At 36.4% G+C, this 17,896-nt stretch carries 21 protein-coding genes and 2 tRNA genes; 14 read left to right on the top strand and 9 right to left on the bottom strand.

Annotation, left to right across the window (positions count from 1 at the left end; translation table 11 throughout):
• Window positions 1–18: 18 nt before the first annotated feature.
• Window positions 19–984 carry a Gfo/Idh/MocA family protein gene (locus HX004_RS15490; RefSeq protein WP_286443514.1) on the bottom strand — a complete coding sequence of 322 codons (966 nt, stop codon included), beginning with the start codon at window positions 982–984 and terminating at the stop codon, window positions 19–21.
• A 147-nt stretch (window positions 985–1,131) separates the two neighbouring features.
• On the opposite strand from HX004_RS15490, the gene HX004_RS15485 reads away from it, so the two are divergent.
• Window positions 1,132–1,773, top strand: coding sequence for a protein-L-isoaspartate(D-aspartate) O-methyltransferase (locus tag HX004_RS15485; RefSeq protein WP_286443600.1), 642 nt, complete (start codon window positions 1,132–1,134; stop codon window positions 1,771–1,773).
• A 68-nt stretch (window positions 1,774–1,841) separates the two neighbouring features.
• Here HX004_RS15485 and HX004_RS15480 read toward each other — a convergent pair whose 3' ends face one another.
• A complete protein-coding gene (locus tag HX004_RS15480) occupies window positions 1,842–2,276 on the bottom strand; it encodes a DsrE/DsrF/DrsH-like family protein (RefSeq protein WP_286443512.1) in 435 nt (144 codons plus the stop codon).
• 123 nt (window positions 2,277–2,399) lie between these two features.
• Between HX004_RS15480 and HX004_RS15475 the strand changes: the two genes are divergently transcribed.
• A complete protein-coding gene (locus tag HX004_RS15475; protein WP_286443510.1) occupies window positions 2,400–2,585 on the top strand; it encodes a hypothetical protein in 186 nt (61 codons plus the stop codon).
• 194 nt (window positions 2,586–2,779) lie between these two features.
• Here HX004_RS15475 and HX004_RS15470 read toward each other — a convergent pair whose 3' ends face one another.
• Window positions 2,780–3,661: an alpha/beta fold hydrolase gene (locus HX004_RS15470; protein ID WP_286443509.1), complete on the bottom strand. Its 882-nt coding sequence runs from the start codon at window positions 3,659–3,661 to the stop codon at window positions 2,780–2,782.
• Window positions 3,662–3,768: 107 nt separating this feature from the next.
• Between HX004_RS15470 and HX004_RS15465 the strand changes: the two genes are divergently transcribed.
• Window positions 3,769–4,140: a MerR family transcriptional regulator gene (locus HX004_RS15465; protein WP_286443507.1), complete on the top strand. Its 372-nt coding sequence runs from the start codon at window positions 3,769–3,771 to the stop codon at window positions 4,138–4,140.
• A 145-nt stretch (window positions 4,141–4,285) separates the two neighbouring features.
• Here HX004_RS15465 and HX004_RS15460 read toward each other — a convergent pair whose 3' ends face one another.
• From HX004_RS15460 to HX004_RS15445, 4 genes are all read right to left on the bottom strand, one after another.
• Window positions 4,286–5,551: an outer membrane protein assembly factor BamB family protein gene (locus HX004_RS15460; protein WP_286443506.1), complete on the bottom strand. Its 1,266-nt coding sequence runs from the start codon at window positions 5,549–5,551 to the stop codon at window positions 4,286–4,288.
• A 74-nt stretch (window positions 5,552–5,625) separates the two neighbouring features.
• On the bottom strand, window positions 5,626–6,078 hold the full coding sequence (gene smpB, locus HX004_RS15455) for an SsrA-binding protein SmpB (RefSeq protein WP_182647584.1): 453 nt from the start codon (window positions 6,076–6,078) through the stop codon (window positions 5,626–5,628).
• 137 nt (window positions 6,079–6,215) lie between these two features.
• Window positions 6,216–6,791 carry a porin family protein gene (locus HX004_RS15450; RefSeq protein WP_286443505.1) on the bottom strand — a complete coding sequence of 192 codons (576 nt, stop codon included), beginning with the start codon at window positions 6,789–6,791 and terminating at the stop codon, window positions 6,216–6,218.
• 131 nt (window positions 6,792–6,922) lie between these two features.
• The gene (locus tag HX004_RS15445; RefSeq protein WP_286443504.1) at window positions 6,923–7,723 is read right to left on the bottom strand and encodes an AraC family transcriptional regulator; all 801 of its coding nucleotides are present in this window, start codon (window positions 7,721–7,723) and stop codon (window positions 6,923–6,925) included.
• Between the two features lie 64 nt (window positions 7,724–7,787).
• Between HX004_RS15445 and HX004_RS15440 the strand changes: the two genes are divergently transcribed.
• The 7 genes from HX004_RS15440 to hmpA all read left to right on the top strand — a co-directional run bounded on the left by HX004_RS15440 (window position 7,788) and on the right by hmpA (window position 13,230).
• Complete coding sequence (locus tag HX004_RS15440; RefSeq protein ID WP_286443502.1) at window positions 7,788–8,939, top strand: Atu1372/SO_1960 family protein; 1,152 nt, start codon at window positions 7,788–7,790, stop codon at window positions 8,937–8,939.
• Window positions 8,926–9,084, top strand: coding sequence for a hypothetical protein (locus tag HX004_RS15435; RefSeq protein ID WP_286443500.1), 159 nt, complete (start codon window positions 8,926–8,928; stop codon window positions 9,082–9,084). The genes HX004_RS15440 and HX004_RS15435 overlap by 14 nt, the downstream gene beginning before the upstream one ends.
• Window positions 9,085–9,273: 189 nt before the next feature.
• Window positions 9,274–10,251 carry a hypothetical protein gene (locus HX004_RS15430; RefSeq protein WP_286443498.1) on the top strand — a complete coding sequence of 326 codons (978 nt, stop codon included), beginning with the start codon at window positions 9,274–9,276 and terminating at the stop codon, window positions 10,249–10,251.
• A 3-nt stretch (window positions 10,252–10,254) separates the two neighbouring features.
• Entirely contained in the window at window positions 10,255–10,920 is a 666-nt protein-coding gene (locus HX004_RS15425) for a hypothetical protein (RefSeq protein WP_286443496.1), read from the top strand.
• A gap of 11 nt (window positions 10,921–10,931) precedes the next feature.
• Complete coding sequence (locus HX004_RS15420; RefSeq protein WP_286443494.1) at window positions 10,932–11,357, top strand: GNAT family N-acetyltransferase; 426 nt, start codon at window positions 10,932–10,934, stop codon at window positions 11,355–11,357.
• A 98-nt stretch (window positions 11,358–11,455) separates the two neighbouring features.
• Window positions 11,456–11,893 (top strand): RrF2 family transcriptional regulator, encoded by a 438-nt coding sequence (locus HX004_RS15415; RefSeq protein ID WP_286443492.1) that lies wholly within the window; start codon window positions 11,456–11,458, stop codon window positions 11,891–11,893.
• Window positions 11,894–12,033: 140 nt separating this feature from the next.
• Window positions 12,034–13,230: an NO-inducible flavohemoprotein gene (gene hmpA, locus HX004_RS15410; RefSeq protein WP_286443490.1), complete on the top strand. Its 1,197-nt coding sequence runs from the start codon at window positions 12,034–12,036 to the stop codon at window positions 13,228–13,230.
• A gap of 43 nt (window positions 13,231–13,273) precedes the next feature.
• On the opposite strand, the gene HX004_RS15405 is transcribed toward hmpA, so the two are convergent.
• Window positions 13,274–13,672: a PH domain-containing protein gene (locus HX004_RS15405; RefSeq protein WP_286443489.1), complete on the bottom strand. Its 399-nt coding sequence runs from the start codon at window positions 13,670–13,672 to the stop codon at window positions 13,274–13,276.
• A 233-nt stretch (window positions 13,673–13,905) separates the two neighbouring features.
• On the opposite strand from HX004_RS15405, the gene glyA reads away from it, so the two are divergent.
• The 4 genes from glyA to HX004_RS15385 all read left to right on the top strand — a co-directional run bounded on the left by glyA (window position 13,906) and on the right by HX004_RS15385 (window position 17,748).
• Complete coding sequence (glyA, locus tag HX004_RS15400; protein WP_286443488.1) at window positions 13,906–15,186, top strand: serine hydroxymethyltransferase; 1,281 nt, start codon at window positions 13,906–13,908, stop codon at window positions 15,184–15,186.
• Window positions 15,187–15,457: 271 nt separating this feature from the next.
• The gene (locus HX004_RS15395; RefSeq protein ID WP_286443487.1) at window positions 15,458–16,606 is read left to right on the top strand and encodes a DegT/DnrJ/EryC1/StrS family aminotransferase; all 1,149 of its coding nucleotides are present in this window, start codon (window positions 15,458–15,460) and stop codon (window positions 16,604–16,606) included.
• Window positions 16,607–16,651: 45 nt separating this feature from the next.
• Window positions 16,652–17,491 carry a pyridoxal kinase gene (gene pdxY, locus HX004_RS15390; protein ID WP_286443485.1) on the top strand — a complete coding sequence of 280 codons (840 nt, stop codon included), beginning with the start codon at window positions 16,652–16,654 and terminating at the stop codon, window positions 17,489–17,491.
• A 187-nt stretch (window positions 17,492–17,678) separates the two neighbouring features.
• Window positions 17,679–17,748 (top strand) — tRNA-OTHER (locus HX004_RS15385).
• A 72-nt stretch (window positions 17,749–17,820) separates the two neighbouring features.
• Here HX004_RS15385 and HX004_RS15380 read toward each other — a convergent pair.
• Window positions 17,821–17,895 (bottom strand) — tRNA-Tyr (locus HX004_RS15380).
• Between the last annotated feature and the right edge of the window lies 1 nt (window position 17,896).

Below are 17,896 nucleotides of genomic sequence, written 5' to 3'. Positions count from 1 at the left end.
AACGAGTTAATGTATATTCTAATTTTTAAATGCTTCGATAATTTGATACGCTAAACGCAAGGCCTTAGTACCATCTTCTAACGTAACGATTGGTCTTGTATTGTTTACAATAGCATCGTGAAACGTTTCTAGTTCATCTAAGATAGCATTATTTGGTAAAATCGTTGGATTGTCGTAGTAAATTTGTTTTTTCAAACCTTCTGCATTTTGCAAGATTAAGTCGAAATCCCCTGGTGTTTCAGGAGCATCTTTCATTTTTACAACCTCACATGTTTTCTCTAGATAATCAACAGAGATATAAGCATCACGTTGGAAAAAGCGCGATTTACGCATATTCTTCATTGAGATTCTACTCGCTGTTACGTTGGCTACGCATCCATTTTCAAATTCAATGCGCGCATTGGCGATATCTGGAGATTCACTTAACACAGAAACTCCACTAGCACTAACGTGTTTTACAGGTGAATGTACTACACTAAGTATAGCATCTAAGTCGTGAATCATCAAATCCAATACAACAGGAACATCGGTACCTCTTGGGTTGAATTCCGCTAAGCGATGGGTTTCGATAAACATGGGATTTTCTATTTTTGAACGCACAGCAACAAAGGCAGGGTTAAAACGCTCCACATGTCCTACTTGTCCTAAAACATTGTTTTCTTCCGCTAATTTGATAATCGCTTCGGCTTCTTCAACCGTAGTAGTGATTGGTTTTTCTAAAAAAACGTGTTTTCCCGCTTCAATGGCTTTTTTAGCACAGTCAAAATGGGAGAGTGTAGGAGTCACAATATCGATGACATCAACGGCTTGAATTAATTCGTCAATGCTGTCAAATTTGGTATAACCAAACTCTTGTGCTACTTTATTTGCATTTTCTGCAAAAGGGTCATAAAAACCTACTAGTTCATATTTTTCTGATTGGTTCAGCAAACGCAAGTGAATTTTTCCTAAATGCCCAGCTCCCAATACGCCAATTTTTAGCATAAAAAATTATTTTGAACAAAAATAAAACTTATTTATGGAATGGGTAAAATTTCAGCTTTAAATCTTTTGTTTTACTTCCTTACCTAGGGAGTGAAAAGCTGTTTTTTATAAAAATATTGGTTACTTTTGTATAAATTATTAAATACAGTGAAGGATTCTACAAAGCATCAGGGATTGCGCAATCAGTTGGTTGAGGCCTTGAAGGAAAAAGGCATTGAAGATCAAGCCGTACTTCAGGCGATTAGACGCATTCCTAGGCATTTATTTATTGATTCGAGTTTTGAAAATTTTGCTTATCAAAATACGGCTTTCCCCATTGGTGCAGGTCAGACGATATCGCATCCTTATACAGTTGCTTTTCAATCGCAATTACTGCAAGTAAAACCGGAAGACAAAATATTGGAAATCGGAACGGGAAGCGGATATCAAACTGCTGTTTTGGTTGCTATGGGGGCAAGGGTTTACAGTGTTGAACGTCAACTCGAACTGTATAAGAAAACCGCTCTTTTGTTGCCAAAACTGGGAATTCGAGCCAAACTCTTAACCTTTGGAGATGGGTATAAGGGCTTGCCTAATTATGCTCCTTTTGATTCGATTATCGTGACTGCTGGAGCTCCATTTATTCCACAAGCTTTAATGGGACAACTCAAAATAGGAGGACGCCTTATTATTCCCGTAGGAGAAGAACAACAAACGATGATTGAGCTTATTCGTTTAAATGAAACTCAATTCGAAAAACATGAACACGGCGATTTCCGTTTCGTACCCATGTTAGAAAATAAAAACTAAATAAAAGCAAAAAGCATCCCCAGAAAGGATGCTTTTTTTGAAAAAAATATGAAGGTTTGTTGTTTGTTTTAGATAGAAAGGGTATTGTATTTTCTTTCATTTAATTGGAACATATACTTATGTGCATTGGGTGTTCCTACAAAATAAGAAGGTAGATCTTTCAATTGTACTCCATAGACTTGAAGGGCAAATTCACATACAACCAATTTGACTCCTGCTTTGTTTGCAGCATCTAAGGTTGATCTCAATTCAGAGTCATTCAATTCTTGGACCATTTGTCCCATAATGACAATTTCAAAAGCAATCGCTGGATTGTCTTTTTTCATTTCTGAAGCGGTCATAATAGAAGCGCGTAAGTTTTTGGTAGATTGAACTAAAATCGCATATTTATCTCCTGTCGTTACTTGTAAAACAGCTGCGTTTACTGTATGCGTAAGGTTTGTCGCATTGATCATCGTTGTAGTTCCCAATAGCACGGCAATAGCCCATAGCATTCTTTTCATAATGATTGATTTAAGTATTTGTGTAAAGCAAATCTAACTGTTGCTGGTAAGATTCACAGTAACAATTGTTACCGTACAACAAAAAAAATAAAGCTATTTTTGAACGTTAGAAAAAATGAGAATATGAATACAATCGCCAATTATTTTAAACGATGGACTCCAATGCGCTATATCCGCTTGGGACTCGCTCTTCTCTTGTTGTTTCAAACCATTGATTCCCGCGTTTGGGTATTGGGAATTCCCGCTGCTTATCTATTTATACAAGCGGTCTTTAATTTTGGATGTAAGAATGATTCTTGTGTTAGGTGAAGTTTTTTTGTGAAGTTGTGAGGGTTATCTCATTGGTTAATGTTTTATTTTCGTATTCGATGAATCTACGCTACGCTACGATTTGTGCTTTGTAGAGCATTTACAACTTCACAAAGAGCAAACCTCACAACCTCACAAAGCACAAATCATCTTACATTAGAAAAACGCTACTGCATCTCGAATGATTTTCTCTATTATTTAAAAAATAAAATAATTTCCTTTGCTACTTCTTCTGGTTTTTCAGCCAATATAAAGTGTCCACAATTTTCCAGTTTTTTCAATTGCAGATTAGGAGCTAGTGATGTTAAAGATTGTTTCAATAAATCAAAACCACTACCTCCAATTCCCAAAACAGACATAGTCAATGGAGTAAATGCCTTACTGTCTTCAATGTCTTGAGGAAAGGTTTGATACCATGCATTAGATGCGCGTATAGCTTTTTTGGAATTATAAGCGGTGCTGTAAATGGATTTATCGAAGGGGGTAATACTTTCTTTTTGTTGTACTAAATGGTCAAATAACCAATCAATTACGATATTCATACGCCCTTCTAATACTTGTTCGGGTAGTTCTTTGACTTGATTAAACGCTAACCACCAAGGATAAAGATAGGGATTGCCTAAGAGGGGTAACAAAGGGAGCTGATACATGCTCGCATCAGGATGAGGGGTGTCTAGCATGATTAATTTTGAGGTGTGTTGCGGATAGTTTTGAGCAAAACTGTAGGCAACATGAGCACCAATGTCATGTCCACAAATAGAAATTTGTTCATAACCAAGTTGCTTTGTCAACTCGTATATGTCTTTTGCCATATTCTTTTTTTCATAGCCTTCAATGGGTTTATCGGATTCTCCCATGCCTCGCATTTCTACAACGATGACACAGAAATGTTCAGCCAAAAGAGGCATCACTTTATGATAGGCCCACCAGGTTTCTGGGTAACCAGGAATCAAAATTAAGGGTTCACCTTGTCCGCCAATGACATAGTGTAAGGTAGTATTATTTACAGTTGAATAGCAACTACTGAAATCTTTTAAGGTGTTGGTTAGTAGTTTGTTGTTTGGTTCTTTATTCATGATTGAATTTGTTTTTTTATTTGATACATGTAAAACTAAATACTATTTTTACATCTAACAACCATGAAGTATACTTCATACTTTGTTTTTTAGAAATACTTTAACAGATGAAGTTAATTAGTCAGTTAGCCAAAGAAGTGGGAATCCCCATTGCAACCATCCGATTTTATGAGAAAAAAGGATTGATTCGAAGCGAAACTAAAAAAGAAGTCATTACCAATAACTACGCGTATTATGGAGATGATGCAGTGGATAAATTGCGATTCATTCAAATGGCAAAAGCTGTTGGATTTACCCTTTCAGAAATAAAAGAAGTTATCGATGCTTGGCATGAAAAACAATGGACAACAAAAGCCCAATTGGATGTACTCAATCTAAAACTCAAACAAATTGATGAGAAAATGAGTGAACTACGCGCGATGAAAAAACAAATTCAACAGTGTAAGTTGAATATTTTGGATAGAGAATTAGATGACTAGAGGATGAGGATTCATCGGAAATTTGCACAAAAAAAACTAAAAAGCTAAAAAACCAACCCCTACGAAGGATTGGTCTTTCTATTTTGAGTTTTTTTTTGTCAATCAACAATCAACAATCAACCATCAACCATCAACCGTCAACAACCTATCGTACCAATAGAATGTAATTTTCATTTGGATCGGATTGAATAGAACCTCTGATATACAATAATTCTTCTTTATTCGTTTTGAGGTTGAGTTTAATTAATCCCATTTCACAATAGAAGTAAGCGGTATTTTCATCTTGTATTTCAATATTGGAAATTGGATCATTTTGTAAGTCAATTTCCTTTTCTAATTTTCCATTTTTGGAATTTACAACAAAGAAGGTACTCTTGTTGTTGTAGGCGTATAGTTTATTGTTGAATTCCGTCAATTGTTTTACTACAAAGCGCGATTCAGCATGCTCTTTGCGCGGTACTTCTGTTTGCCAAGTAATAGCACCTGTTTCTGGATTTATCGCATAGAAATTGTGTGCTGTTGCTAGTAGCAATTGATTGTTTTTAAACACCATTTTATGATCAATTACACCTTCAGGGAGTTCTATCTGCCAAAGGATATCTAATTTTTCAGGATCTAAAGCAAAAAGATCTTGGGATAAATCGGCAATAAAAACGCGCTTTCCATCTGTTACCGCTCTAGAATACATTCCTGTTTTAAATCCGCGAATGTATAGGGCTTGTCCCGTTTCAGCGTCAAAACTGTATACATAAGGTGCATTGGGAACAAATATTTTACCGCTGCTATATAAAACAGGCATGTGGTTGTATGGATATTCTAGTTGATAGTTCCAAATGTGGCGTCCTGTTTTCTTATTTAAAGCGTAAATGTTCTTGTTTTCATGTTGGGTAACTAAATATAGTTTATCATCGTGAATCACTGGAATTTGATTGATCATCATTTTGTTGAGGGCTCCATTTTTTAAACCAATTTTTACCTCCCAAAATTTTTCGCCTGTTTTGTGGTTTAAAGCATATAATTCTCCATTGTGAAAGGGCACATATAAAACGCCATCTTCCAATGTCATTTTGTTTCGCGCATAGGTAACAGTAGAATCACTAGCAACAAAGGTCCAATTAACCTTTTTGGTTTCTAAGTTGAAGGATTTTAACGTTCCGTCATAATCATAAATGATTATGGCATTTTTATCTAAGGACACTTTTTCATATTCGCGATAGTAATCGTTAAGTACGAAGTCGTATTCCGTAGCAATCTGATTGTTGGAATATTGGTTGCTTTGACTACGTGGAGCCATCATTGGGGCTACAGGTTCTCCATCTCCCGTTTTAGGGTAGTTATCTGATTCTCTGTTTTGTCCCATCGCCACAGCAGTTAGCAAAAAAGCAAGAGCGCATAGTAGATTCTTTTTCATTTTTTAAGTTGTATTTGGGATGTAGTTATAAAAAAAGCATCCAAAAGGATGCCTATAGGAGTAAAATCAAAGCATTAATACGCTTTCTTTAAGCGATCTAATGCTATTTTATTGTCTCGATCTTTTATTGTCTCTCGCTTGTCGTAGTTTTTCTTTCCTTTACACAAGGCAATATCCATTTTAGCCAATCCTTTTTCATTGATGAATAAACGCAGAGGAATAATCGTTAATCCTTTATTCTGAACACTTTTGTGTAAACTCTTCAGCTCTTTTTTATTCAATAATAGTTTGCGTTCTGTTTTGGCTTTGTGGTTGAAGTGACTACTATTAGCGTATTCTTCGATTTGTGAGTTAATCACAAAAAGCTCTAGGTTTTGGAATTCACAGAAACTTTCCGCAATACTAGCTTTACCTAGGCGCAATGATTTAATTTCTGTACCCGTAAGCACAATTCCAGCAGTATATTTATCTAAGATTTCGTATTCGAACTTAGCTCTTTTATTTAGAATGTTGATGTTCTTTTGCATAGCACAAAAATAATAAAAATTTAAAGCAAAACTAGCGTTGAATTTTAAACTGTTTACAAGCTACTTTGAAATAAGTAGAACAACAAAAAAGGCTATCACCAAAAGTAATAGCCTTAATGTATATAAGGGAAGTGGGATTATAGGAATTTAAATCCAACTGCAACAAACCAAGTATTTGGTTTTGATGAGAAGTCTTTACTTACGTTATTTAACCCTCCATCATAAGAAACGTCTACAGTGAATTTTAAAATATCTACACCAGCACCTACACGGTATCCAATATTCGATTTGTCGAATTTATCAAATGCATGGTCAACAGAACCTTTAGATAAATCATTTAAAATTACAGAATATACTCCACCACCAAAAACTCTTACATTGTATAACGGACTTTTTAATAATTTATATCCATATACCACTGGAATTTCGATGTTTTTCATTTTCGTTTTGTCACTGCTAAGATCCGATTCAAATTTGATGCTCTTTTCTGAATACATCAAATCCGCTTGAATATAGGAACGATTCAAGTTAATACGTGCCATTGCACCTACACCAAAACCAGAAGCCGTTTTACTGCTGTAATCTTTAGGATTACTCGAAAAATTTGTGAAGTTAGCGCCTGCTTTAATCCCTACATTAATAGGTGATTGAGCATAAGAATTAAAAGCAAATGACGTTAGTAAAATGCTAAAAAGTAGGCCTAATTTTTTCATATGAAGTTTTTTTATTAGAGGCTAAATTAAGTAAAAAGAATGGGTTATAAACATAAAAGGTTAAAAAAAATGTAAAAACTTCGCAAATAGTGGAGGAAGAATAAAGGGCTTTAGACTTTTATTGGGCTTCGTTATTTTTGCTTTTGGGGTTTGGATTTCATAATGGTATTATAGGAAAGTGTAAAGGCAGATAAACTGCTATAACCTACTAGATGTGCAATTTCACTTAAGGTATATTGTTGAGTATCTCTTAGTTCAATGCTTTTTAGGATGCGAATCAGCTGGGTGTATTTCTGAAGAGTTATACCTGTTTCTTGTTTGAATAAGCGTTGTAAACTTCGAGTAGATACTTGGGCAATCTCAGCCAAATCTTCTGTTTTACAAGAGCTGTGGAAGTGAGTATTAATATAATCACAAACCGCTAATAAACGAGAATGTGTAGGAACGGGAATGTGTAAGGATTCATTTTCCTGACAAAATTCAGGAAGATTCCTCAAAATGGCTTGAATGAAAAGTGCTTGATCTGGGTTTTCATCTACAACTTGATTCCACTTACTCGCATACAACAGCATTTCTTTCAATACCGGAGGTGCAGAGAATACGTGTACCTGCTGAAAGAAATCCGATTGAGGTACAGTTTTAAAAAGAGCAACGCGCAAGTGTACTGTTTTAGCCTCTGAACTGATGCGGTGTGCTGTATTAGAAGGAATCCAAATGACGTGATGTTGCGGTACTAAATAGGTCTTGTTGTTTAAATGAAAGTACTGATACCCTTGTTCTACATAAGTCAACTGATAACGTTGATGGGTATGGGTATAATCGTCGTGTTGCCAGTTTTGTACATACCAAAAATAGGCATCAATCAAGAGATTATCGATATAATTTCCTTCGTTTTGCTCTATTAAACCACATTTAGGTGTGTCGTTTTGCATATACTTTTTGGCAAAGTTAATAAAAAAAGCAAGTGTATCTTTGCTGAAACAAATCAAAAAATACATGAAACAAATTACAATTTTCATTTTTGCCCTCGTATTGATTTTAAATACCCAACAAAGTATGGCACAAGAAAAAACAACACATATTTTAGTTCTGATTGATTCCGATCAAGGTGGAACTTATACTTTAGCAAAAGAAATAGCCCAAGGAGTTGAACGATGGCCTGGTGCTAAAGCAACAATCAAAAAAGTAAAAGAAAGTAATCACCCTAGTTTAGCTGCTGTTCCTCTTGTAGAAGTAACTGAATTGCCAACTTATGACGGAATAGCTTTTGGTTCGCCTGTTTACTTTGGCAATATCAGTACGGGAATGAGTGCTTTTTTTGCTCAAACGATTGATCTTTGGAGCGCTCGTGCATTGGAAGAAAAACCAGCCACCGTGTTTATGGCTGGAGGAAGTGGGGCAGCGAATGAATTGGCCTTACAGTCTTTTTGGAATACTTTGGCAGTTCATGGAATGGTATTAGTTCCCAACGGAATTCAAGGGTTTGATACGATTGATCAAACCAAAACTACAGGGAATTCTGTCTTGGGAATTACGAGTCCCATGTCAATTAATAAAGGCGAACGTCCTACTGCAGACGAACGCAAGTTGGCTCAAAATCAAGGAGAAAAATTAGCGAGAGTAGCTAGTGGATTAAAAGGTAGTAAAAAAACAGAATCTACAATTAAATCTAAAGCGAGTGTAGAACATATAGACCTCAATCAAGTATTGAAAGATAAAAATATAGAACTCCCCCAATTGCCTAAACCTGTAGGAAATTATGAATTATACGTGCGAACAGGGAATTTGGTATTTATTAATCAAGTCGCTTTAAAGGATGGAAAGATATTTAATCCAGGTAAATTAGGAGTAGATGTCAATGAAGAACAAGTAAAGGAAGCTACTAAAGTTACCATGCTCAATGTATTGGCTATTTTAAGAGATGCCGTGGGAGGTGATTTGAATAAAGTACAACGCTGTGTACAGTTAATCGGTGCTTTTAATACTGTAGATACGTATACGCAACATGCAGTATTGATGAATCCCGCTTCAGATCTAGTGGTTGAAGTATTGGGAGAAAAAGGAAAACACACTCGAAATACTGGAGGCGCAAGTTCTTTGCCTTTGGGATCAAGTGTTTCTATTCAGGCGATATTTGAGGTGGAATAGTTTTTTTGGAGAGAGGAAAGAGGAGAGAGGAAAGAGGAGAGTGGAGAGAGGAGAGTGGAGAGAGGAGAGAGGAGAGAGGAAAGAGGAGAGAGGAAAGAGGAGAGAGGAAAGAGGAAAGAGGAGAGAGGAGAGAGGAGAGATGTAGGGGCACATGGTCATGTGCCTAATAGCATGACATAACCTTTTTAAAGCGAATACTAAAATAAAACATAAACCTAATGAGATAAAAAAGCGAAAAAGCGAAAAAGCAAAGAAACAAAAACACTTTTTTTGTACTTTTGAAAAATCACCTATCACCTTACGCGAAAAAAAACGTTTACCAAAAATTACAATTATGCGTAAAGCCTTTGGCCTATTTTGGCTATTTTTTTTCTTGTATTTTATCTTTGCACACCCAGCTATCATTTATTATGGAAGTGAATATCCAAGACGGTATTTGGATCAGGTAAATCCAACGGAGACCTTCGTGTACTTGGGGATGAGTTTTGTTTTATGGACAATTGTATTGGGCGTTTTACTAGCTGTAATTTTCAAATATACCATCCAAACAAAATGGAATATTAATAAAATAAATCAAAGAGGGAAACGAATAGAAGCGCGTATTGTCCAAGCAAGTGGAAGTACAATTTTTGAGCACAATACAGCAATTAAATCTCTCGTGCTTGCCTTGCATAATTTTGAAGGAGAATCTATTAGACATATGATGGAGGTTAGAGATTCAAAACCTGAAGAAAGGCGATTCGAAGAAGGGAAACACATTCATCTACGCGTTGATTCTAGTTTTAAGCAACGCCCCTATGTAATTGTAGAGGGAACAAAAGGAAAAGTAAACGGGTGGTTTTTTGTTGGTTGGCTGTTGTTCTTTGTGGGAATCGTCTATTATTACGTATTTTCTTATCAATTAGAAAGTCAAGGTTTTGGTTGGCGTTTTTTAACGCTGAGTCATCCTTTACTTAGTAGTGCTGGTTTTTTAATTCTGTTTGCTGGAATTCTGTACCTAATCGCAAAGTTTTTGATCTTTAAAAAACTGAATATCGGTTCTTCTAGTTTGGCGCTCAAGTTTAGAGGAAAACGAGTAAATGGCACAGTTGTACAAGTTCAACAAACAGGAACTTATATCAATGAACAACCAGAAGTTCGATTTGATGTGGAATATAGCGATGATAAAGGAATAGTACATCAAGTGGTACTAAAGAAAATCGTGTCTTTACTCGAGGTGGGAAGTGTTAAACATCAAACTAGTTGCATGCTGTTCTATGATCCAAAAGAACCTAAAAAAGTGCAATTTGAACAGGACATTAATCCAATGTAAACCATGAAAAAAAGAACTATAACCACCAGTTTATTGTTGCTCGCTCTTGTTTTTTTGAGTTCATGTACAGAGTTTTTAAAGTCTATTGAAGAGACCAAAAATGGAAGTAGGGCTATTGATTCCGTTGGCGAAAAATCAGTGGAGTTACAAAGGGAGCTTTCTGTAGAAGAAGCAGGGGTGAATCAAACTCAAAAGAAATTTGGATTTGCATCAAATAAAGAAGCACTGCAAGAAGTGGAAGCAGCCTTGCGAAACCTCCCTCAATTGAAAGGCAAACCTATTTATGTTTATCAATCCATTCATTTTTACGATAATTACCGCGTCTTGCTTCAGATTCAAAATCCCGATCATGCCAATTATGTCGATGAATATTATTATACAGATGGACAGTGGCAAGAGCCGAAACCTGTTGTGTTGTCTAAACACACTAAAATTGAGCAAGACTTAGTATCTTTAGAAGAGATTCCTTTTGTACATGCAAATAATGTATACGAAGCATTAAAAGAAAAAGTGGAAGAAATAGGAGGTGATTCTACTGATTTAATAGTTTATGTTATTACGAGGAATAATCGCGTACGCTGGTATCCAAGAACGATTAACAATGAACGTTCGAGATATGCTATCGAATTTAAAAAAGATGGAACCTTGCTTTCTTTTGAACAAGAATAAAAAGTGTAGAGATGAAAATAAGAACAATGCAGATAGAAGATGCAACCGTTGTTGCAACTCTATTAGATCAAATGGGCTACCCAGATACCTTAGATTTTTTACCTGCAAAAATTGCAAAGATGAACCAAAATCAGCAAGAAAAATTGTTAGTTGTTGTTGATCAAGAAGAAGTTGTTGGCTTTATTTCTTTGCATCTTATTCCCCAATTAGCAGTGCGTGGTGATTTTATGCGCATTAGTTATTTTGCAGTGGATGAAAAGGTAAGAAGTAAGGGAATTGGAAAAATGGTAGAGGATTACGTTTCAGCTTTAGCCAGACAAATGGGCTGTGACCGCATCGAATTACACAGTCATAGTCGCAGAACAAAGGCACATGATTTCTATTTTCGACAAGGGTATGAAGAGGTACCAAAGTACTTAGTGAAGTATTTAAAATAGAAGTTGGACAGGTAATGATTCAATTGATGCCATAATGCATAGAATATGAAGGAATTGTCCTACCTTTGTAGGATACAAAATATACAAGAAAAGAAGGTATGGGAATTTTTTCGAAAACTTGTGAATATGCATTACGAGCGGTTTTATACATTGCCAAGCGAAGTGAGCAAGGCTATAAATCAGGAATAAAAGAAATTGCGCAAGAAGTCAATTCTCCCGAACACTTTTTAGCCAAGATCCTCCAGAAATTAAGTAGGGAAGGGCTTATTCAATCGACAAAAGGACCCAATGGAGGGTTTTATCTTGAAAAAGAAGATTTTAATCGCCCTTTAGCGGAAATTGTTGAAGCCGTGGAAGGTAAAGAACTCTTTGTTGGCTGTGCCATGGGCTTGAGCTATTGCTCCGAAACTAATCCATGTCCTTTACATCATGATTTTAAGCAGATTAGAGATAATTTAGCTCAAGTTTTAAGAACAACTACAATTGGTCAGTTCAATCAAGGTCTTATTGATGGAGCTTTTACTTTGAATAAATAAATTAAAATTTAAGTCAGTTTTAGTTGAATAAAAGATATTTATATCTTTTATTTGTATTTTGATAGTACCACGTTTCAAAAGGTATATTAAAATAAAAGATAAAAAACTCTTTTTATCTTGTAATTTAAAACTAAAGACCAATGACAACAAATCAACAAGAACTCGTAAAATCGACCGTTCCTATTTTGCGTGAGCACGGGGTAGTGCTAACCAAACATTTTTATCAACGCATGTTTCAACACAATCCTGAGTTACAACATGTTTTTAATCGAGGGAATCAACAAAATGAAAAGCAACAAACGGCTTTGGCTATGGCAGTTTTAGCCTATGCGGAACACATTGAAAATCCAAGCGTATTATTCCCAGTTGTTGATTCAATCGGACATAAGCATACGAGTTTGGATATACGTGCAGAACATTATGCCATCGTAGGAAAGCATTTGATAGCTTCAATTAAAGAAGTGTTGGGCGAGTTGGCTACAACAGATTTACTAGAAGCTTGGGCCGTGGCTTATCAAGAATTAGCGGATTTAATGAGCGGTCACGAGCAAAATATCTACAATCAAAAAGTGAGTGAAAAAGGAGGATGGACGGGTTGGAGACCTTTTATTGTAAAGGATAAAGTAGTCGAATCGAGTGAAATCACTTCTTTTTATTTGTATCCCGCAGATCAAGGGGCTATTGCCGATTTTAAACCCGGTCAATATGTGAGTTTGCGCATGTTTTTACCTGAGTTGAATCTCTTGCAGCCAAGACAATACAGTATTTCTTGTGCTCCGAATGGTCTATACTACCGCATCTCTGTGAAAAGAGAAAGTGGAAGCCAACATCCCGATGGACTCATTAGCAATCGTTTGCATCAAGTCGTCCAAGTTGGAGATTTGGTTGATTTATCCGCTCCTTCAGGGGTATTTGTATTGCAAGACAACCTTGAGAAAATGAAAGTATTTATTAGTGGAGGCATCGGACAAACACCACTGCTATCGATGTTAGAATCGTTGATTCAACAAGAAGGAGCTGTTGTTCAGTGGATTCACGGTTGTAGAGAAGCGGAAGTTCACGCTTTTAAGGATAGACTAGCAGAAGTGGTGCAAGAGCATGTGAATGTCAAACAGCATATTTTCTATGATGTCGTAGATGAGACTGAAGCGCATGTGAATCAAGGTTGGGTTGAGCTCGCTCAAGTAAATGATGCTGTTGTATCTCAAAATGCGGAATATTACATTTGCGGACCTCGTGGCTTTATTGAAAAACACTATCAGTATTTAGTGGATCAAAAAGTTGATAAAGCATCGATTTTCTTTGAAGAATTTGGTCCTGCTTCCCTGCAGGTGTAAAGTCAAGATAAGTTCAATACAAAAATCCCTTTGACTTTGTAGGTTAAAGGGATTTTTTATTTTTTTTCTCGATATAAATCAAGTCGGGATGTATTTTTTGTAAGGTAGTTATAAAGTCGTTTTTGTCTTTAGGTGAAAGTAAAATACTATCATAAATATTAAAGTGAACTTCCAGTCGATCCATCGATAAAGCAGGTGCACTTAGTAAACTGTTTGATTCTTCTATCTTTCGAATGCTACTGATAGTTAGTGTTTGGTTTAATAAAAAACTGCTTCTAATATGCAGTGTTTGTGCTACAGTATCAATTTCATAATAGGTGCGTACATACAAATCACCTATAAAAAAAGCGGTCACTATAAGCACAAGACTAATAATCCTTTCAGGTGAGAAAAAAGCCGCTACAAGACATCCTATTCCTGCTACACTAAGGCATATAGCCAAAAGGAGGGATATTTTACTTCTGTATTTTATTTTCATATGGACTAAAAAGAAAGAATAAAACTCAAATGTAAGTTAATTCTAATAAAGAAGATAATTATTCTCTTTGCCTTATCTGGACTACCATTGATTCTAAAACTGAGTTGTCTTACTGCTCCATTTAAGGTCTACTTTTGTGCTCAAATAAAGTAAAAACCTTTGACCGAATAGTTTAACTACAATCTAATTCAACAAACATGAACAACTACAACAACAAACTTCTATTTGAATTGATTAAAAGAGAAGAGACAAGACAACGAGAATCGTTGGAACTTATTGCATCCGAAAATTTTGTAAGTGATGAGGTATTAAGAGCCAATGGTTCTATTTTAACCAATAAATATGCAGAAGGTTACCCAAGCAGACGCTATTATGGTGGCTGTGAATATGTAGATTTGGTTGAGAATATGGCGATTGAGAGTATCAAAGCTATTTTTGGTGCTACTTATGCCAATGTACAACCGCACTCTGGTTCTCAGGCTAATTTTGCTGTTCTTTCTGCTTGTTTACAACCGGGGGATACAATTTTAGGGTTTGATTTGACTCATGGAGGACATTTAACGCACGGATCTTCAGTTAATTTTTCAGGAAAACTATATCAACCTGTTTTTTATGGGGTAGAACGAGAAACGGGAGTATTGGATTATGATGCAATACAAGCTATCGCATTAAAAGAAAAACCCAAGATGATTATTGCAGGTGCAAGTGCATATTCACGAGAAATTGATTATAAGCGATTTCGACAAATTGCCGATAGTGTGCAAGCAATTCTATTAGCTGATATGGCACATCCAGCGGGATTAATCGCTAAAGGATTACTCAGTGATCCCCTTGCGCATTGTCATATCGTTACGACCACAACACATAAAACCTTGCGTGGACCCCGTGGTGGCGTAATTTTAATGGGAAATGATTTTGAAAATCCTTTGCAATTAAAAAATGCGAAAGGAGAGGTTCGCCTCATGTCTTCTGTATTAGATTCTTCTGTATTTCCAGGTAATCAAGGAGGACCTTTAATGCATACCATAGCAGCCAAAGCGGTTGCTTTTAATGAGATTCTGACGGATGGTTTTACTAATTACGCTCAACAGATTCAAAAGAATAGTCGCGCCATGGCTCAGGCTTTTCTAGATAAAGGTTATACTGTTGTTTCAGGGGGAACGGATAATCATTTGATGCTGATTGATTTGAGTAGTAAAGGTATTACTGGGAAAGAAGCGGAAGGAATTTTAGAGCAAGCGGGAATTACCCTGAATAAAAATATGATTCCCTATGATCAACAGTCTACGGCGATTACATCTGGAATTCGTGTTGGTACACCAGCTATTACGACCCGTGGCTTGTTGCAAAAAGACATGTATACAATTGTCGAATTAATTCACGAAGTATTAAAAAACAAAGACAATGCGGTAAAACACCGTCAAATAAAAGAGGAGGTGCAACGTATGATGCAGGAGTATCCTATGTTTGCCCATTAAACGCGTAGTTCTATAGCGTGCAATGAATCTGATTTGTTATGTAATGTGCCTCGCAACAAGTATTGCGGGGCTTTTTTATAGAGAAAGGAGACCTAGGTTTGAAATGGATAACTATATTATCTGGACTATTAAGAAGTTGAAAACTGGTGTAGAATACTAATCCAAATAGCTCGTACTTTTGTGCGTATAAACGAAACAAAACTAAGAAATATTTCAATCTAAGGGTTGACAATCCTAGCTAATTTTTACAAACGAATATACTACTTTCAATATGAATACAATACAAATGGTTGACCTTAAAAGGCAGTATCAAAACATTCAAACCGAGATCGATGCTGCAATCAAAGAAGTGATGGATAGTGCCGCATTTATAAATGGACCTGTAGTGAAGGAATTTACGGATAAACTGGCTGCTTATACTAAGGCTAAGCATGTTATTCCTTGTGCGAATGGAACAGATGCTCTACAGATTGCTTTAATGGCTCTGGATCTCCAACCAGGAGATGAGGTAATTACACCTTCTTTTACGTTTATCGCTACAGTAGAGGTTGTTGCCTTGTTGGGATTAACTCCTGTATTTGTTGATGTTGATCCAGATACTTTTACAGTGAATATTGAAAGTGTACAACAAGCTATTACGCCAAAAACAAAAGTGATTATTCCCGTGCATTTGTATGGTCAATGTTCGAATATGGAGCCAATTATGGAATTAGCTCAAGCGAATAATATTGCGGTGATTGAAGATAATGCGCAGAGTATAGGTGGACATTATGTAGGGCTGGACGGCATGCATAAAACAGGAACCATGGGAACAATCAGCAGTATTTCTTTTTTCCCGTCTAAAAATTTAGGCGCTTATGGTGATGGTGGGGTAATCATGACGAATTCAGATGAATTAGCAAGTAAGATGTTGAAAATATGCAATCACGGTTCTGAAAAGCGATATTATCACGAAATAGTGGGGGTAAATAGTCGATTGGATAGTATACAAGCTGCTGTATTAAAGGTTAAACTTAAGTATTTAGATCAATATTGTGACAAGCGTAGGGCTGTAGCAGCATTTTACAATCGCGTGTTGGGTAATCACCCTCATCTACGTACCCCATTTGAACCAGCTTATAGTCATCATGTCTATCATCAATACACGTTGATTCTAGAAGGTATTGATCGAGATGCTGTGCATGAAGCACTGGCAAAAAGAGGAGTACCTACGATGATTTATTACCCCGTTCCTTGCCATCAACAAGAAATGTTTAAAAATCTACAAGATCGAAGCTACGATTTACCTCATACAGAATATTTGGTTTCCAAGGTATTGTCGTTGCCGATTCACACCGAATTGACGGAAGAGGAAATGACGTTTATTACAACTCAATTGCTAGAAGTGATTGATGAAGTAAAACAAAAATATTACATTTAATTGATTTAAATTGAGTGGTTTGGTTATTTAATTTGTGTGATTCAGATGGAAGTAAAAAGCAAAAAGACAATTGTCATTCACAGTAAGGTTGCTTATGGTTATGTGGGAAGTAATACGACTTCTTTAGTATTGCAATTAGCAGGACTGGATGTTATTGCAGTGCCTACCGTAATTTTATCAAATCGATTTGGACTGCCAACAGTAGGAGGGGGACTCATACCCGCTGATTTGTTTCAAGAAATATTAGATGGAATCTTAGCATTGAATATTTTGGATGAAGTTTCTACGATTGTTACTGGTTATATAGGTTCTGCTGCATTAGTGGAGATTACTGCGCAGTTCATTGTCAAAATAAAAGAAAGTCACCCCGAGATTGTATATCTATGTGATCCTGTAATGGGAGATCAACCTCAGGGACTCTATGTGAAAGAGGAAGTGCCTCAAGCGTTAATTACGAAGCTCTTGCCTTTAGCGGATATATTGACACCCAATCAATTTGAGATGGAAACCCTTTTAAATCAGAAAATTGAAACCTTTGAAAAACTAAGAACAAGCATACAGCAACATGCTGTGTTGCACACAAAAGATATTTTGGTAACAGGCTGTCGATTTGTAACAATCAATGACCAATTGTTGCATATTATTGTAAAACAACAAGAGCAATATGAGGGAATCCCTATTGATTATGTACCTGTTGATCCACCAGGGACAGGAGAGTTATTTGCAGCGTTGGTGTTGGTGTTAAAGTATAGGAAATACGAGGATTATAAAGATTGTGCGAAACAAGCGAGTCAGTTGATTCAACGTGTTTTGCGTCGTATGGTAAAAGAAGGAAGAAGTGAATTTGATTTAAGGGATATATTGGCAGTGTCTCCGTGTACGTAGGGGCGAATTGCCATTCGCCCGTACATTTTTGGCAATGCCCCCGTGTACGTAGGGGTGCATGGCAATGCACCCGTATATATGAGAATTCATGGCAATGCACCCGTGTACGTAGGGGTACATGGCAATGCACCCGTACAATTTTGGAAATCAATAAAATATTTTGTATATTGAATGATTGACGAAACAAGGTTCCGTGGCCGATTGGGAGGCCTGATTACGCAATAATCAGTAGATTGGTTCGAATCCAGTCGGAACCTCGAAATGGTTTGCGGTTAACCGTAAACAAAAAAAGCCTTCTAATAAAAATTAGAAGGCTTTTTTTTTCGGTGTGGGGAGAGCAGGATTCGAACCTGCGAAGGTTTCCCAACGGATTTACAGTCCGTCCTCGTTGGCCGCTTGAGTATC

Source organism: Myroides sp. 1354, from assembly GCF_030324495.1.
Lineage (GTDB): Bacteria > Bacteroidota > Bacteroidia > Flavobacteriales > Flavobacteriaceae > Flavobacterium.
The sequence above is the reverse complement of the archived record's forward strand: the minus strand, read 5'-3'. Positions and strand labels throughout refer to the sequence as shown.

Coding starts and splice junctions, on each gene's coding strand:
- smpB (WP_182647584.1), bottom strand. CDS start 6,078: ATGCAAAAGAACATCAACATTCTAAATAAAAGAGCTAAGTTCGAATAC.
- glyA (WP_286443488.1), top strand. CDS start 13,906: ATGAACAACTACAACAACAAACTTCTATTTGAATTGATTAAAAGAGAA.
- HX004_RS15430 (WP_286443498.1), top strand. CDS start 9,274: ATGCGTAAAGCCTTTGGCCTATTTTGGCTATTTTTTTTCTTGTATTTT.
- HX004_RS15445 (WP_286443504.1), bottom strand. CDS start 7,723: ATGCAAAACGACACACCTAAATGTGGTTTAATAGAGCAAAACGAAGGA.
- HX004_RS15480 (WP_286443512.1), bottom strand. CDS start 2,276: ATGAAAAGAATGCTATGGGCTATTGCCGTGCTATTGGGAACTACAACG.
- HX004_RS15465 (WP_286443507.1), top strand. CDS start 3,769: ATGAAGTTAATTAGTCAGTTAGCCAAAGAAGTGGGAATCCCCATTGCA.
- hmpA (WP_286443490.1), top strand. CDS start 12,034: ATGACAACAAATCAACAAGAACTCGTAAAATCGACCGTTCCTATTTTG.
- HX004_RS15490 (WP_286443514.1), bottom strand. CDS start 984: ATGCTAAAAATTGGCGTATTGGGAGCTGGGCATTTAGGAAAAATTCAC.
- HX004_RS15440 (WP_286443502.1), top strand. CDS start 7,788: ATGAAACAAATTACAATTTTCATTTTTGCCCTCGTATTGATTTTAAAT.
- HX004_RS15470 (WP_286443509.1), bottom strand. CDS start 3,661: ATGAATAAAGAACCAAACAACAAACTACTAACCAACACCTTAAAAGAT.
- HX004_RS15415 (WP_286443492.1), top strand. CDS start 11,456: ATGGGAATTTTTTCGAAAACTTGTGAATATGCATTACGAGCGGTTTTA.
- HX004_RS15395 (WP_286443487.1), top strand. CDS start 15,458: ATGAATACAATACAAATGGTTGACCTTAAAAGGCAGTATCAAAACATT.
- HX004_RS15475 (WP_286443510.1), top strand. CDS start 2,400: ATGAATACAATCGCCAATTATTTTAAACGATGGACTCCAATGCGCTAT.
- HX004_RS15425 (WP_286443496.1), top strand. CDS start 10,255: ATGAAAAAAAGAACTATAACCACCAGTTTATTGTTGCTCGCTCTTGTT.
- HX004_RS15450 (WP_286443505.1), bottom strand. CDS start 6,791: ATGAAAAAATTAGGCCTACTTTTTAGCATTTTACTAACGTCATTTGCT.
- HX004_RS15460 (WP_286443506.1), bottom strand. CDS start 5,551: ATGAAAAAGAATCTACTATGCGCTCTTGCTTTTTTGCTAACTGCTGTG.
- HX004_RS15420 (WP_286443494.1), top strand. CDS start 10,932: ATGAAAATAAGAACAATGCAGATAGAAGATGCAACCGTTGTTGCAACT.
- pdxY (WP_286443485.1), top strand. CDS start 16,652: ATGGAAGTAAAAAGCAAAAAGACAATTGTCATTCACAGTAAGGTTGCT.